Origin of the sequence: Drancourtella sp. An57 (genome assembly GCF_002161525.1) — a bacterium.
GTDB classification, from domain to species: Bacteria; Bacillota; Clostridia; order Lachnospirales; family Lachnospiraceae; genus Sellimonas; species Sellimonas catena.
In genome coordinates this window covers 1-14,723 of the sequence record NZ_NFHY01000008.1, presented here as the reverse complement: position 1 = coordinate 14,723, position 14,723 = coordinate 1, and the positions used below count along the sequence as shown (strand labels likewise).

The following is a 14,723-nucleotide window of genomic DNA, read 5'->3' as shown; positions in this document are numbered from 1 at the left end:
GAAAGAGAGGAAAAGAAGTCATGGGTAAGATTATTGGAGAAGGTATTACGTTTGATGATGTATTACTGGTACCGGCTTATTCGGAGGTTGTTCCGAATCAGGTCGATCTGTCTACACACTTGACAAAGAAGATTCAGTTAAATATTCCGATGATGAGTGCCGGGATGGATACGGTAACGGAACATCGTATGGCCATTGCTATGGCACGCCAGGGTGGTATCGGAATCATCCATAAGAATATGTCGATTGAGGCTCAGGCTGAAGAGGTGGACAAGGTAAAACGTTCTGAGAACGGTGTTATTACAGATCCATTTTATCTGTCGCCGGAGCACACACTGGAAGACGCCAACAATCTGATGGCAAAATTCAGAATTTCCGGTGTGCCGATCACAGAAAACGGAAAACTGGTTGGTATTATCACGAACCGGGATCTGAAATTTGAGACAGATTTTTCAAAGAAGATCAAAGAGTCCATGACTTCAGAAGGACTGATCACGGCTCAGGAGGGCATCACTCTGGAGGAGGCAAAGAATATCCTTGCCAAAGCCAGAAAGGAAAAACTCCCGATTGTAGATAAGGATTTTAATCTCAAAGGACTGATTACAATAAAGGATATCGAAAAGCAGATCAAATATCCGCTTTCCGCAAAGGACGAGCAGGGACGTCTTCTCTGCGGTGCAGCAGTCGGCATCACAGCCAACTGTCTGGAGAGAGTAGAGGCACTGGTCAATGCAAAAGTTGACGTGATCGTTCTCGACTCCGCGCACGGACACTCGGCAAACGTGCTCCGCTGTGTACGCATGATCAAGGAGAAATTCCCGGATCTGCAGGTAATTGCAGGAAACGTTGCAACAGCGGAAGCGACAAAAGCGCTGATCGAGGCCGGAGCAGACGCTGTCAAAGTCGGAATCGGACCTGGATCCATCTGTACGACACGTGTCGTTGCAGGAATCGGTGTTCCTCAGGTGACAGCAGTCATGAACTGCTATGAAGCGGCAAAAGAGTACGGTATCCCGATTATCGCAGACGGCGGTATCAAGTACTCCGGAGATATGACGAAAGCGATTGCTGCCGGAGCCAATGTATGTATGATGGGAAGTATCTTTGCAGGATGTGACGAGAGTCCGGGAACATTTGAACTGTTCCAGGGAAGAAAATACAAGGTTTACCGTGGAATGGGCTCGATCGCTGCGATGGAAAACGGAAGCAAGGACCGTTATTTCCAGACGGATGCCAAGAAACTGGTACCGGAAGGTGTGGAAGGACGTGTTGCATATAAAGGTACCGTGGAGGATACGGTATTCCAGCTTATGGGCGGACTTCGTTCCGGTATGGGATATTGTGGAACAAAGACAGTGGAAGAGCTGAAAGAAAACGGAAGATTTGTTAAGATTACAGCTGCTTCCTTGAAAGAAAGCCATCCGCATGATATCCATATTACAAAAGAAGCACCGAACTACAGTGTTGATGAGTAAAGGCATGCGATAAATTAAATAACAGACCTCCTGACTTCCTTTCTATGGGAAGCGGGAGGTTTTTTGATTTAACAGGAAACTTCGTTCCCTGCTAAACAAAAACGCTCTGCGGGATCGCGCGCGCAAAGCAGAAATTTGTCGTTAAAGCGACTGTGCCCGGCGCGAGAGTTCCTCGAGAGGAATCCTTTGCTTTTTTCGGTATGAGAACAAGATAAGAAAAGCTTAAGAAATTCGAATCAAAATTTTTAAAAACGCCGGAACCTTTTTGTTTATAATAGAAAGAGGGAAAAAGAAAAGGGGAATAGTATCGTGCGAAAGAGAAGACAAAGAAGAAAAAGAAAAAGCAGAGGGTCGGACAGACTGCTGAAGGCAGGTCTTATGATTTTAATCCTCCTGGCGGTTGTGCTGGGGGGAATGAAACTTACCGGGGCAGGACCGATTTTTAATGGATACAGAGAGCTGGAAGGAGAGGCTGTGGATGCCTATCGTCCGGATATGGAGGTGGAGCTTCTGACACCGAATCCGTATTCCAGACCGGAGACCGGAACATCGAGAATCCGGAATATTGTCATTCATTATACTGCCAATCCGGGAGCTACGGCGCAGCAGAACCGGGATTATTTTGAGGGTCTCAAAGACACACATCTGACACAGGCAAGCAGCCATTTTATTGTAGGGCTGGAAGGTGAGATCGTCCAGTGCATCCCGACCTGGGAGGTGGCGTATGCGTCCAACAGCAGAAACGGAGATACCGTTTCCATCGAGTGCTGTCATCCGGATGAAACGGGAGCATTTAATCAGGCGACATATGACTCCATGGTAGAACTTTCTGCATGGCTCTGTCTGAAGTTCGGACTTACAGAAGATGATCTGATCCGCCACTATGATATTACCGGAAAGATATGTCCGAAGTATTTTGTAGACTATCCTGAAAAATGGGATGAGTTTTGCGGCGATGTCGGGAAAATGCTTGAAAAAATGCAGTAAACTGGTTATGATAGAAAAAGCGAAAAGGGAACAAAAGAAGTGGATGGAGGTAGCTTGATTTATGGAAAAAGAATTTGATGTAATCGCGCTGGGTGAACTGTTAATTGATTTTACAATGAACGGAATGAGCAGCCAGGGGAACCAGATGTTTGAGGCATGTCCGGGAGGCGCGCCGTGCAATGTGCTTGCCATGCTGAACAAGCTTGGAAAAAGAACAGCTTTTATCGGAAAAGTAGGAAAGGACCAGTTTGGTTTACGGCTGAAAGAGACACTGGAACAGGCCGGCATCAATACGGAGCATCTGTATATGGATTCCGAAGTGCATACAACGCTGGCGCTGGTTCACACACTGGAAAACGGAGACAGAGATTTTTCCTTTTACCGGAATCCGGGAGCGGATATGATGCTGACGGAAGATGAAGTGGATACCGAATTTTTGAAGAAAGGAAAAGTGTTCCATTTCGGGACTCTTTCCATGACACACGAAGGAGTACGCAAGGCGACAAAAAAGGCTCTGAAAGCGGCGAAGGAGGCAGGAATGCTGATCTCCTTTGATCCGAATTTAAGACCGCCTCTCTGGGACAGCATGGAAAATGCAAAGGAGCAGATCCGGTACGGCCTTGGATTCTGCGACATTCTGAAAATTTCGGATAATGAGATTCAGTTTATTACCGGTAAAGAAGATTATGATGAGGGCGTGCGTCAGCTGACAGAGGAGTACCACATTCCGCTTGTGCTTCTGACCATGGGAGCCGATGGAAGCCGGGCTTATTATCGGGGAATGAGGGTGGAATGCCCGGGATTTTCCTGTGATACGATCGAGACAACCGGAGCAGGAGATACTTTCTGCGGAAGTGCACTGAATTATCTTGTAGATCATGGACTTGAAGAGCTTACCGAAAGTGATCTGAAAGAAATGCTGACATTTGCCAACGCGGCAGCGGCTATTATTACAACGAGAAAAGGGGCGATCCGTTCCATGCCGGAACGCGGGGAAGTGGAAGCGCTGATCCACAGTATGGAGGAGAGAGAATGTTAGAACGGTTTTTTCCGGATGAATATATGGCATCTACCTATGTCATTCCTTTTGAAAAACTGTATAAAGAAGGATACAGGGGAATTATTTTTGATATCGATAATACGCTCGTTCCCCACGGGGCGCCTGCGGACGAGAGGTCCAAAAAGCTGTTCCATGAGCTGAAGAGCATGGGATATTCCTGCTGTCTGCTCTCGAACAATCAGGAGCCTCGGGTAAAGATGTTCAACGAAGAGATCGGTGTCCATTATATCTGCAACGCCCATAAGCCGGCGGTGAAAAACTACCGGAAAGCCATGAGTCTGATGGGAACAAACCGTGAGACCACACTGTTTGTAGGAGACCAGCTGTTTACAGATGTATGGGGAGCGAAAAGGACTGGAATCCGAAATATTCTCGTGCGTCCGATTCATCCAAAGGAAGAAATCCAGATCGTGTTGAAACGTTATCTGGAAAAAATCGTACTTCATTTTTATATAAAAGAAAAGAAGAAACACGTGTAAAATTGACCTGCCCGGGCCAGCTTATCTGAAAACTTTCCCTTCTGAAAAGACTTGACGAAAATTTTTCAGGGGGGGGGGTATAATGGAAAGAGAATTTACAAAAGAGGGCAGAATGATGAGTATACTGGAGTTTATAAAAAAGCAGTTAAAATACAGGTATGAGATTACAGAGATTCAGTGTCTGGATGAGATTCATGGAGAACCGGAACTGGTAGTCGTACCGTTCGACAGGCATTGCTCCATGGACAAGGTAATCGGAAAGATCCGGGAAAGCGGAGGGCATTACAGTTCGATTATCCTTTTGGAAGAGGACCAGAAACAGATGGACCTTGTTGTCGGAAATTTCCAGAAGAACGGACTGGATCTGATTTACATACGGGAAGATACATGCGGTACGCAGTCTTTTACAAGGCTGGATTTTGAAAGACTCTGGTAAAAGAAATGGAGAATGCGATGAAAACGGTCAAAATCAGAAATCTTGTAATTGGCGGGGGAAAGCCGAAAGTATGTGTTCCGATGATGGGTGACGAGGAGGCTGTGCTCCGGACAGCGGAGGGTATAAAGAAAAGCCGTGCAGATCTGGCGGAATGGCGCATCGATACAGATCCGGACTGGAATAATGAAAGCCATATTCTTCAGACAGCGGAAAAACTGCGGAGTGTTCTGGGGGATATGCCGTTGCTTTTTACATTCCGGACAAGGGAAGAGGGAGGTAGTGCGGCGGTTTCTGAAGAGCGCTACCGGGAACTGAATAGAACAATGATCCGGTCCGGCCTGATTGACCTGGTGGATGTCGAGTTTTTCAAGACGGAAGAGACTGTAAAGAGCCTGATCCGGGAGGCAGAAGCACATGGGGTCAGGACGGTGCTTTCCAACCACGATTTTGAGAAAACTCCACAGGAAGAAGAAATTGTCCGAAGACTGTGCGCCATGCAGGAAGCAGGTGCTGATCTGGCAAAAATTGCAGTTATGCCGAAGGAAGAGCAGGATGTTATCGAACTGTTGAACGCGACATGGACTATGAAAAAATTCCATCCGGATACTCCGGTGATTACAATGTCCATGGGGCAAAGAGGAATGATCAGCCGGCTCTGCGGGGAGCTTTACGGTTCGGCTGTGACATTTGCAGCCTATGAAAAAGCATCCGCGCCGGGGCAGATGCAGGTGGAAGAGGTACGTGAAATTATTGAAAAACTGCATGTCTGATACGGGAAAACGAGAGAAATTTGTAAGATGACGGTATTTTTCGTAACTTTCAGTTGAAAAAAGGACAGGAATCATATAAAATAAGACTTAATGAAAGTTTAGAATTAGAAAAGAATACGTTCGTATTCGTTTAAGGAGGATTTAAAGATGATTTCAGCAGGCGAATTTAGAAACGGTTTAACCGTCGAAATTGACGGAAACGTATACCAGATTCTGGAATTCCAGCATGTAAAACCAGGAAAAGGAGCAGCGTTTGTCAGAACCAAATTAAAAAATGTTATAAGTGGTGGTGTGGTTGAAAAGACTTTCAGACCAACTGAAAAATTCCCGAAAGCTCACATTGAGAGAAAAACCATGCAGTATCTGTACTCAGATGGTGATCTCTACCACTTCATGGACGGCGAGACTTATGACCAGATCGCACTGAATGAGGAGACCATCGGAGATGCTCTGAAATTTGTAAAAGAGAATGAAGAAGTGAAGATCTGCTCCTATCAGGGAGAAGTATTCGCGGTAGAACCGCCGTTATTTGCAGAACTTGCAGTAACAGAAACTGAGCCGGGTGTAAAAGGTGACACTGCAACAGGTGCTACAAAGCCGGCTACAGTAGAGACAGGAGCTACCGTTATGGTACCGCTGTTCGTAAACGAAGGAGATGTGCTTAAGATCGATACACGTACAGGGGAATATTTATCACGTGTATAGGAAAAGTTTACAGATAATCAAGAGTTCCGCATTGTGCGGGACTCTTTTTCTTGAATTAACAGGAAACCTCAGTGTAAAAAACAGTTGCATTCTGCATTTTAAGCACGTATAATAGATTCAATACCAAATAAACACTCAATTCATAAACTCATTTTTATCAGATCAGAATCAGATCAATTCAGACTTCAGCGGGCCCGAAAGGAGCTTAGATGGAGTATCAGTTATTTTTATCAAATGTAAAAGAAAGACTAATAGAGGAGCTGCCGGCGGATGTCCATGTAGAAGATTACCGGACAACGAAGAATAACGGCGAAGTGCGTCAGGGTTTTTTATTCCGGAAATGTGAAGAGGGGATCTCGCCTATTGTCTATATGGAAGATTACTATGAACGGTATCTCAGAGGCATGGAAATGAAAGGAGTAACGGAAGGTCTTCTGGAGTGGTACAGTCAGAGCCAGAAGGTCCCGGAACCATTGATGGAAGCGGAGTATCTGGACAACTATGAGCGGATGAAGGACAAGATTGTATACAGGCTGATTAACGGGGAGAGAAACAGGCAACTGCTAAAAGAGGTTCCGCATCTTTCCTATCTGGACCTGGATATTGTGTTCTGCGTATTGTTTTCGGTAGAAAAGTACAGTGCCATTTCCATGATGATTACAAATGAACATCTGAAAATGTGGGGGATCACCCGGGAAGAGATCAGGCAGGCGGCCGGACAAAATACGCCCCGCCTTCTCCCGGCAGAGCTTCAGGATATTCAGAATGTAGTCATGGAACTGATTCCGGACTGCCGTGGAGAAAGCTGCTTTGCCGGCTATATGTATGTCCTTACCAATATGCAGAGAAGCCATGGTGCGGCCGCAATTCTGTACCCGGGGCTTCTGGAAATGATCGGGGAGGAGTGGAAGGAAAATTTTTATATTCTTCCAAGCAGTATTCATGAAGTTCTTCTTGTGCCGGAGAGTAAAAGTCCGGGTATCTGTGAATTAAAAGATGCGGTCTACAGCATCAACCGTTCCGAGGTTTCGGGGGAAGAATACCTTTCGGACACAGTATATTATTATAATTACAGGAAAAAGCGGCTTTGCATGTAGATATTAAAGAAAGGTTATGCTAAAATAAAAAGAACTATGGATAATTTCAGAGAAACGGGAGGAGAGACATTTTGATAACAGTGAAAAACTATGTAAAGCCCGGCACACTCGAGGAGGCATATGAGTTGAATCAGAAACGGGCCAACCGGATCATTGGAGGGATGATGTGGATCCGAATGGGCAGAGGAAATGTTAATACAGTCATTGATCTGTCCGGGCTTGGGCTTGATCAGATCACAGAGACCGAAACAGAATTTCGCATCGGCTGTATGAGTACTCTTCGTCAGCTCGAGACACACAGTGGGCTGAAAGAGACATTTGGAGACTTTTTTAAAGAGTGTACCAGACATATTGTCGGAGTGCAGTTTAGGAACGGGGCGACAGTAGGGGGAAGCATTTTCGGAAGATATGGATTTTCAGATATTCTGACGGCATTTCTTGTACTGGATACGAAAGTAAAGCTTTATAAAAAAGGAATCGTTCCTCTTTCTGAATTTATCAGAATGGATCGTGACAGAGATATTCTGGAAGAACTGATTGTGGCCAAGGACGGCAGAAAGGCAGTTTATCTCTCGGAGAGAAGAAGTCAGACTGATTTCCCGGTGCTGACCTGTGCGGCATCTGAAAAAGACGGAACAGTTCTACTTTCCATCGGCGCAAGACCAATGAAGGCGGATGTGACAGAGACTACAATAGACGAGATGGAACAGGCGGCTGATACCTTCACCTATGGAAGCAATATGCGTGGAAGCGGAGAGTACCGGAAGCATCTGGGACGAGTCCTTGCCGGCCGGGCGAAAAAAGCGTTGGAAGAGGGGAATGTGTAGATGGAAGTACAGTTTGAATTAAATGGGAAACCAGTCCATACAGAGATTGAAGCAGGTGCAGTGCTTCTGGATGTATTAAGAGATCTTGGATGCTACAGTGTAAAGTGCGGATGCGAGACAACCAACTGTGGACTGTGCACCGTCTGGGTTGACGGAACACCACGGCTTTCCTGCTCGATTCTGGCAGCAGGAATTTCAGGAAGAAAGATTACGACACTGGAGGGGCTTCAGGAAGAAGCGGCCCGGTTCGGAGCATATCTGGCGGCAGAAGGGGCAGAGCAGTGCGGATACTGTTCTCCTGGATTTATCATGAATGTCCTTGCCATGGAAAGAGAGCTCTGTGTATCCGGACATTGTCCGGACGCGGAAGAAATCCGGGAATATCTGGCCGGAAACCTGTGCCGCTGCACAGGATATGCAGGACAGCTGCGCGCTGTGGAAAAATATCTGAGAGAAAGCAGGGGGTAGATCCATGAAGAAAGTAAATCAGGCGATACCAAAGATCGACGCCAAAGCGCTGGTGACAGGAAAGCCGGTCTATACAGATGATCTGGCACCGAAGGACTGTCTCGTCGTGAAAGTACTGAGAAGTCCGCATGCCCATGCGCTGATTAAGAACATTGACTCTGCCAGAGCGATGAAAGTGCCGGGTATGGTGGCAGTATTTACCTATGAGGACTGCCCGAATGAGCGGTTTACAATGGCTGGACAGACCTATCCGGAGCCAAGTCCGTATGACCGTCTGATCCTCGATCAGAGAGTCCGTTTCGTAGGGGACGCGGTGGCGATCGTTGCGGGAGAGACAAAAGAAGCAGTAGACAGAGCCATGAAGATGATCAAGGTGGAGTATGAAGTACTGACTCCGCTTCTGGACTTCAGAAAGGCAAAAGATAATGATATCCTGGTACATCCGGAGGAAAACTGGAGAAGTCTCTGCAATGTCGGAGCAGACAATCAGAGAAATCTGTGCGCCAGCGGTAAGGATGAAGCCGGGGATGTAGATCAGGTCCTTTCAGAATGTAAGTATGTGGTAGAGCAGACCTACCATACCCAGGCAAACCAGCAGGCGATGATGGAAACATTCCGCACTTACTGCTACATGGATGTCTATGGAAGGCTGAATGTGGTGTCATCCACCCAGGTTACCTTCCATGCAAGAAGAATTCTTTCCAATGCCCTTGGAATACCGAAATCAAAGATCCGTGTGATCAAACCGAGAATCGGAGGCGGTTTTGGAGCAAAACAGACCGTTGTGTCCGAAGTATATCCGGCATTTGTTACATGGAAGACAGGACGTCCGTCAAAGATCATTTACACAAGAGAAGAATCACAGATCGCATCATCCCCACGTCATGAGATGGAAGTGCATGTGCGGGTAGGAGCCGATGAGGCCGGAATTATCCGGGCGATTGACGTCTATACCCTATCCAATACGGGAGCATTCGGAGAGCACGGGCCGACAACGGTTGGACTTTCCGGACACAAATCCATTCCTCTTTATGGAAAAACAGATGCGTTCCGGTTCCGGTATGATGTCGTTTATACGAATGTCATGTCAGCGGGCGCATACCGTGGATATGGAGCCACACAGGGAATTTTTGCGGTAGAATCCGCGGTCAACGAGCTGGCGGAACAGATGCATATGGATCCGGTGAAACTCCGTGAGCTCAATATGGTAAAAGAAGGACAGGTTATGCCTGCGTACTATGGCGAGACTGCACAGAGCTGTGCGTTGGACCGCTGTATGGCAAGAGCAAAAGAGATGATCGGCTGGGACAAAAAATATCCGGCAAGAGATATGGGTAATGGAAAGGTGAGAGGAGTCGGCGTTGCCATGGCAATGCAGGGATCCGGAATTTCCAACGTGGATACCGCTTCCGTTGCAATGAAAGTCAATGACGACGGATTCTACAGCCTGATGGTCGGAGCTTCTGACATGGGAACAGGATGTGATACCATTCTGGCACAGATGGCGGCCGACTGTATGGACTGTGAGATGGAAGATATTATTGTATCCGGCGTGGATACGGATTCTTCTCCGTACGATACCGGATCTTACGCGTCCAGTACGACTTATGTGACCGGAATGGCAGTGATCAAGACCTGTGAGAAACTCAAAGAGAAGATCTGCCTGAAAGGAGCCGAATATCTGGGCTGCGAAAAGGAAGAGGTAGAGTTTGACGGTAAGCGTGTATGGTGTCCGAAGGACGGAAAAGAGATCACCTTAAAAGAAATCGGAAACCGTATCATGTGCGCAAACGAAGAAGCGCTGATGGCTTCAGAGGCTCATTACTCACCAACGTCTCCACCGCCGTTCATGGTTGGTATGGCAGAAGTGGAAGTGGATCTGGAAACTGGAAAAGTGACACCGATTGATTACGTTGCCGTAGTAGACTGTGGTACTGTTGTCAATCCGAGTCTTGCAAGGGTACAGACAGAAGGCGGACTGGTACAGGGAATCGGAATGGCCCTTTATGAGGATGTTGTATATAATCCAAAAGGACAGAATTTCAGCAATTCCTTTATGCAGTACAAGATTCCGACGAGACAGGATACCGGAGAAATCCGCGTGGAATTTGAAAGCAGCTATGAGCCGACCGGACCGTTTGGAGCAAAATCCATCGGAGAGATTGTAATCAACACTCCTTCTCCGGCACTGGCAGCCGCAGTTGCCAATGCAACAGGCGTTCATATCCGGGAGCTTCCGATTACGGCGGAGAAAGTATATATGGGAATGAAACATTCATCATGATGAAAATACACTTTGCGCTTCTTGCGGCAGGAAGAAGCCTTCGTTACGGAAAAGAAGATAAACTGATGGAGCAGATCGGAGGAAGAGAAATTCTCTTCCTCCTGCTTGATAAGACGAGAAAGATTCACGCTTCCTGGAAAGGAAGTACAGTTCTTGTTGTTTCAGGTGAAAAAGAAAAGAGACTCGATATTCCGGAAATCTGTGTAGTCAACAAACATCCGGAGAGGGGGATTTCTTCTTCCATCGCCCTTGCCCTGGAAACGATCCGGCATCAGCCTGAGTGGCAGAGCGGCGACGCGGTATGCTTTTGCGTCTGTGACCAGCCGTTTCTAAAGAGAGAAACACTGGAAGCGATGCTGGAAGGTTTTCAAAGAAGCCGGAAGGGAATCGGCTGTATCGACTGGAATGGTCCGAAAAATCCCTGCGTGTTTCAGGAACGGTATTTTCCGAAACTTTTGAACCTTTCCGGTGATGAAGGCGGGAAGAAAGTTTTGAAACGACATCTGGACGATCTGTACCGTCTGGAGGCAAAAAAAGAGGAAGTCTGGGATATGGATGAGAAGAAGACCGTAGTTGTGCGGGGCGGAGGGGATCTGGCGACAGGAACTGCTTATCTGCTTGCCCAAAAAGGATACCGGGTGCTCGTACTGGAAACCGGATGTCCCGCATGTATCAGACGGCAGGTTGCCTTCTGTGAAGCGGTGTATGAAGGAAGCTGCACCGTGGAAGGAATGACGGCAAGGAAAGTGCTGTCCCGGGAGGAGACAGAAGAGGCCTGGGAATGCGGGGAAGTTCCGGTTTTGATTGACCCGGAATGCAGCTGCCTGTCCTGGCTCCATCCGATTGCTCTGGTGGACGGGATTCTTGCGAAAAAGAATCTGGGGACCACCATCGATATGGCACCGCTGACGATCGGACTTGGGCCGGGATTTACAGCAGGAGTGGATACGGACCTGGTCATTGAAACCATGAGAGGAGAGACTCTTGGGAAAATCTACCGAAGCGGAACAGCCATTCCAAATACCGGAGTGCCAGGTATGATTGCGGGATATGCCAAAGAGCGGGTGATCCATGCACCTTGCAGCGGTGCGATTCGGTATCTGAAACAGGTGGGCGATCTCGTTGAAGAGGGAGAAGTTCTGGCAGTGATCGGGGAAATGGATGTCCGTGCGACGCTCACCGGATACCTGCGCGGTGCAATCAAGGAAGGATACCCGGTCACAAAAGGGTTAAAAATCATGGATATCGATCCAAGAACAGACGGCAATGAGAGATGCTTTGTGATTTCGGATAAAGCGCTTGCCATCGGGGGAAGTGTCTGCCGTGCGCTGGACGAATGGGAGAAAACATGCTTGGAGAATTAGGTCTGGAAAACAAAAGATGCATCGCATTTACGGGTGCCGGCGGAAAGACGACGGCCGTCTATACCTGTGTGCGGGAAATGCGGGAAGAAGGTCTGCCGGCAGCGGCTGTGACAACAACAAAGATGTGGAAGCCGCAGGAAGGATTTCTTCTGTGGCGTGATGACCTCTCCGCAGAGGAAGTCAAAGAATGGATTAGATTACACGGGATGAGGCCGGTGACCATCGGCCGGGAACTTCCGGATGGAAAGATCGGATCCATACCCTTAAATACCCTAAAGACTCTGGTGGATCAGGGAGTCCGTCTGTGTGTGGAAGCAGACGGGGCAAAGGGCAAATGGATCAAAATTCCAAATGACCGGGAGCCTGTGGTGCCGGACTTTTGTGATGCGGTGATAGGGATTCTTAATCAGAAAGCGCTGGGAAAGTCCTTTCTGGAAGTGGCACACCGGTCGGAAATCTGTGCGGAAAGGCTTGGAAAAAGACCGGAGGATCTGGTAGAGATGAAGGACCTTTGCAGACTATGGCTTGACAAAGATGGAATTTTCCAGAATTGCAGACAGATAAAAAGGGCGGTCCTAAGCGGGCTGGAACCGGGGATGGGAGAAGCCCTCTTCAAAGAATACCGTGAGGTTTTTCGATGGATGAGACAACAGGAGATGCCTGTTTATATATGGGAGCGAAATGATGACAGACAGAGAGTTTTTAGAACGGATCAAGAGCCTTTATGAGAAAGACGGAGGGATGATCGTCCGTCTGGCAGAGAAAGGTGGAAAAGTCCGGACATGGATTTTGAAGAACCAGGAAGAACTGAAGAAAGAAAAGACGGAACTGATTCCGGAGAAATGGAAGGAGCGGATCCGGAAATTGTATCAAAAGGCGTCCCTCTCGGGGACTGCCATGGATTGGGATGAAGACGGCGGATTTTTGTTTCTGGAGAATGCAGAAAAAGAAGACCGGATTGTAATCTGCGGAGCAGGGTACGTCGGACATGCACTGGCGAAGCTTTCTGTCTTTGCCGGAATCCGGACTATTGTTCTGGAGGACCGGGAATATTTCGCGGAGCTTGCCAAAAAGAGCGGTGCCCATGAGGTGATCTGCCTTCCATTTGATGAAGCGGTGCGAAGTCTGAACGATGAAAAAAATACCGCCTATGTTGTCATGACAAGAGGGCATGCCTATGATCAGAAATGTCTGATGGAGATTGCCAAAAAAGAATCCTACTATACCGGGATGATGGGAAGCAGAACGAGGGCCGCCATGATGCGGGAAGAACTGGAAAAAGCCGGAATTGACCGGGAATGGACTAAGAGGCTGCATGCACCGATCGGTCTGAAAATCGGCGCGCAGACGCCGGAAGAGATTGCGGTGTCTGTCATGGCAGAGATTCTTCAGGAGAGGAGCAAGGCCGGATGCTCCATGAAGACCGGTTACGAAGTATTTCGTCATGCCCTCGAGAACATGCAGGAGGGAGAACGCTTTGTACTTTCCACGATTCTGGAAAGAAGAGGTTCCGCCCCAAGAAAAGAAGGAACGCATTTTATTGTGTCGGAATCCGGGAACTGTTTTGGAACCATCGGCGGAGGAAAGCTGGAGGCAGATATCGTCCGTGCATCGCAGGAAATGATGAAACAGGGAGAGGACTGGAGAATCGAAGAGTCTGACCTGAATAACCGGGATGCGGCCGATGAAGGGCTCGTATGCGGAGGACATGTGAAAGTCCTGATGGAAACGGGAAAAAACAGATAGAAAGAAAAAACGAGGACTGTGCCGGGATGGCACAGTCCTCGCTGGTCTCTGCTTTGCCTTATCTAATCTTCTTTAAATGTGAGAGAAGTGTCGGTCATGGATGAAATGATCGCAAGAGATTCCAGATGGATACCAAGATCACGGATCTTGTCGCCGCCCTGCTGGAAGCCTTTCTCAATAACGATTCCGGCACCTTCAATGGTAGCCTGTGCATCCTTGACGATGGAGATCAGCCCGAGAAGGGCGCATCCGTTTGCCAGAAAATCGTCGATGATCAGAACATGATCGTCCGGTCCGAGGAACTTCTTGGAGAGAATCACGTCGTAAGTACGTTTGTGTGTGAAAGACTCTACCTTGGAATGGTAAACTTCTCCGTCGATATTGATGCTCTGTGCCTTTTTCGCAAAAACAACCGGAACATGGAAATACTGTGCCGCGATACAGGCGATCCCGATTCCGGAAGCTTCGATTGTCAATATTTTTGTAATCTTTTCAGAAGGGAACCGTCTGCGGAATTCCTTTCCGATTTCATTTATTAAGTCAATGTCCATCTGATGATTCAGGAAGCTGTCGACCTTCAGGACATTTCCCGGCTTGACAACCCCGTCTTTTAATATACGTTCTTTAAGAAGCTGCATGATAATTCCTTCCTTACAAGATTTTTTATTTAACATATATCATACTGAATGGAAAGAAAAATTTCAATGAAAAACTGAAAAATATCCGGAAATTCGTCGAATTTTTTCTCTTTACAATCTGCAAAAGATGTGGTATTATAATCAATGCGTTCACATGACGCAGAAATACACCTATAGCTCAGGGGATAGAGCACCGCCCTCCGGAGGCGGGTGCGGCGGTTCGAATCCGCCTAGGTGTGTAAAAACCTGTCGGATTTTCCGACAGGTTTTTTTTGCTTTATAGGAAATTGCGTTTTTGGAGCAGTCAAAAAAAGAACGCATGTTCATCGAACATATGTTAGATAAACATGCGTTTGGGTATGACAATAAGACGTTGGCAGGATCAGA

General features: G+C 47.5%; 15 protein-coding genes and 1 tRNA gene. 15 read left to right on the top strand and 1 reads right to left on the bottom strand.

The window, feature by feature from the left end; translation table 11 throughout:
• Positions 1-20: 20 nt before the first annotated feature.
• From guaB to B5G11_RS07725, 14 genes are all read left to right on the top strand, one after another.
• Positions 21-1,475, top strand: coding sequence for an IMP dehydrogenase (gene guaB, locus B5G11_RS07790; protein ID WP_087168195.1), 1,455 nt, complete (start codon positions 21-23; stop codon positions 1,473-1,475).
• Positions 1,476-1,853: 378 nt separating this feature from the next.
• Entirely contained in the window at positions 1,854-2,462 is a 609-nt protein-coding gene (locus tag B5G11_RS07785; protein WP_087252853.1) for a peptidoglycan recognition family protein, read from the top strand.
• Between the two features lie 61 nt (positions 2,463-2,523).
• On the top strand, positions 2,524-3,501 hold the full coding sequence (locus B5G11_RS07780) for a PfkB family carbohydrate kinase (RefSeq protein ID WP_087168194.1): 978 nt from the start codon (positions 2,524-2,526) through the stop codon (positions 3,499-3,501).
• Entirely contained in the window at positions 3,495-4,001 is a 507-nt protein-coding gene (locus tag B5G11_RS07775; protein WP_087168193.1) for a YqeG family HAD IIIA-type phosphatase, read from the top strand. Before B5G11_RS07780 ends, B5G11_RS07775 begins: the two co-directional genes overlap by 7 nt.
• Positions 4,002-4,083: 82 nt before the next feature.
• On the top strand, positions 4,084-4,437 hold the full coding sequence (locus tag B5G11_RS07770; RefSeq protein ID WP_087252762.1) for a hypothetical protein: 354 nt from the start codon (positions 4,084-4,086) through the stop codon (positions 4,435-4,437).
• A gap of 17 nt (positions 4,438-4,454) precedes the next feature.
• Complete coding sequence (gene aroD, locus B5G11_RS07765) at positions 4,455-5,207, top strand: type I 3-dehydroquinate dehydratase (protein WP_087252761.1); 753 nt, start codon at positions 4,455-4,457, stop codon at positions 5,205-5,207.
• A gap of 147 nt (positions 5,208-5,354) precedes the next feature.
• Positions 5,355-5,912: an elongation factor P gene (efp, locus tag B5G11_RS07760; protein WP_087168190.1), complete on the top strand. Its 558-nt coding sequence runs from the start codon at positions 5,355-5,357 to the stop codon at positions 5,910-5,912.
• Between the two features lie 209 nt (positions 5,913-6,121).
• The gene (locus B5G11_RS07755; protein WP_087168189.1) at positions 6,122-7,009 is read left to right on the top strand and encodes a DUF5688 family protein; all 888 of its coding nucleotides are present in this window, start codon (positions 6,122-6,124) and stop codon (positions 7,007-7,009) included.
• 80 nt (positions 7,010-7,089) lie between these two features.
• Positions 7,090-7,836: an FAD binding domain-containing protein gene (locus tag B5G11_RS07750; RefSeq protein WP_330616746.1), complete on the top strand. Its 747-nt coding sequence runs from the start codon at positions 7,090-7,092 to the stop codon at positions 7,834-7,836.
• Positions 7,837-8,304, top strand: coding sequence for a 2Fe-2S iron-sulfur cluster-binding protein (locus tag B5G11_RS07745; protein ID WP_087168187.1), 468 nt, complete (start codon positions 7,837-7,839; stop codon positions 8,302-8,304).
• 4 nt (positions 8,305-8,308) lie between these two features.
• On the top strand, positions 8,309-10,588 hold the full coding sequence (locus B5G11_RS07740) for a molybdopterin cofactor-binding domain-containing protein (protein ID WP_087252759.1): 2,280 nt from the start codon (positions 8,309-8,311) through the stop codon (positions 10,586-10,588).
• Positions 10,585-11,952, top strand: a complete 1,368-nt coding sequence (gene yqeB, locus B5G11_RS16980; protein ID WP_087252758.1) for a selenium-dependent molybdenum cofactor biosynthesis protein YqeB — start codon at positions 10,585-10,587, stop codon at positions 11,950-11,952. Before B5G11_RS07740 ends, yqeB begins: the two co-directional genes overlap by 4 nt.
• Positions 11,937-12,680 (top strand): selenium cofactor biosynthesis protein YqeC, encoded by a 744-nt coding sequence (gene yqeC, locus B5G11_RS07730; RefSeq protein WP_158099236.1) that lies wholly within the window; start codon positions 11,937-11,939, stop codon positions 12,678-12,680. The genes yqeB and yqeC overlap by 16 nt, the downstream gene beginning before the upstream one ends.
• Positions 12,634-13,698, top strand: coding sequence for an XdhC/CoxI family protein (locus B5G11_RS07725; protein ID WP_087168183.1), 1,065 nt, complete (start codon positions 12,634-12,636; stop codon positions 13,696-13,698). The genes yqeC and B5G11_RS07725 overlap by 47 nt, the downstream gene beginning before the upstream one ends.
• Before the next feature lie 62 nt (positions 13,699-13,760).
• Here B5G11_RS07725 and B5G11_RS07720 read toward each other — a convergent pair whose 3' ends face one another.
• Complete coding sequence (locus B5G11_RS07720; RefSeq protein ID WP_087169687.1) at positions 13,761-14,336, bottom strand: xanthine phosphoribosyltransferase; 576 nt, start codon at positions 14,334-14,336, stop codon at positions 13,761-13,763.
• A 167-nt stretch (positions 14,337-14,503) separates the two neighbouring features.
• Here B5G11_RS07720 and B5G11_RS07715 point away from each other — a divergent pair.
• A tRNA-Arg gene (locus tag B5G11_RS07715) sits at positions 14,504-14,575 on the top strand.
• The last annotated feature ends 148 nt before the right edge of the window (positions 14,576-14,723 follow it).

What these genes read in the sequence shown, in the direction of transcription:
- B5G11_RS07755 (WP_087168189.1), top strand. Translation starts at nt 6,122, where the DNA reads ATGGAGTATCAGTTATTTTTATCAAATGTAAAAGAAAGACTAATAGAG.
- guaB (WP_087168195.1), top strand. Translation starts at nt 21, where the DNA reads ATGGGTAAGATTATTGGAGAAGGTATTACGTTTGATGATGTATTACTG.
- B5G11_RS07720 (WP_087169687.1), bottom strand. Translation starts at nt 14,336, where the DNA reads ATGCAGCTTCTTAAAGAACGTATATTAAAAGACGGGGTTGTCAAGCCG.
- B5G11_RS07770 (WP_087252762.1), top strand. Translation starts at nt 4,084, where the DNA reads ATGGAAAGAGAATTTACAAAAGAGGGCAGAATGATGAGTATACTGGAG.
- B5G11_RS07780 (WP_087168194.1), top strand. Translation starts at nt 2,524, where the DNA reads ATGGAAAAAGAATTTGATGTAATCGCGCTGGGTGAACTGTTAATTGAT.
- B5G11_RS07725 (WP_087168183.1), top strand. Translation starts at nt 12,634, where the DNA reads ATGATGACAGACAGAGAGTTTTTAGAACGGATCAAGAGCCTTTATGAG.
- B5G11_RS07785 (WP_087252853.1), top strand. Translation starts at nt 1,854, where the DNA reads ATGATTTTAATCCTCCTGGCGGTTGTGCTGGGGGGAATGAAACTTACC.
- yqeC (WP_158099236.1), top strand. Translation starts at nt 11,937, where the DNA reads ATGCTTGGAGAATTAGGTCTGGAAAACAAAAGATGCATCGCATTTACG.
- yqeB (WP_087252758.1), top strand. Translation starts at nt 10,585, where the DNA reads ATGATGAAAATACACTTTGCGCTTCTTGCGGCAGGAAGAAGCCTTCGT.
- aroD (WP_087252761.1), top strand. Translation starts at nt 4,455, where the DNA reads ATGAAAACGGTCAAAATCAGAAATCTTGTAATTGGCGGGGGAAAGCCG.
- B5G11_RS07745 (WP_087168187.1), top strand. Translation starts at nt 7,837, where the DNA reads ATGGAAGTACAGTTTGAATTAAATGGGAAACCAGTCCATACAGAGATT.
- B5G11_RS07740 (WP_087252759.1), top strand. Translation starts at nt 8,309, where the DNA reads ATGAAGAAAGTAAATCAGGCGATACCAAAGATCGACGCCAAAGCGCTG.
- B5G11_RS07775 (WP_087168193.1), top strand. Translation starts at nt 3,495, where the DNA reads ATGTTAGAACGGTTTTTTCCGGATGAATATATGGCATCTACCTATGTC.
- efp (WP_087168190.1), top strand. Translation starts at nt 5,355, where the DNA reads ATGATTTCAGCAGGCGAATTTAGAAACGGTTTAACCGTCGAAATTGAC.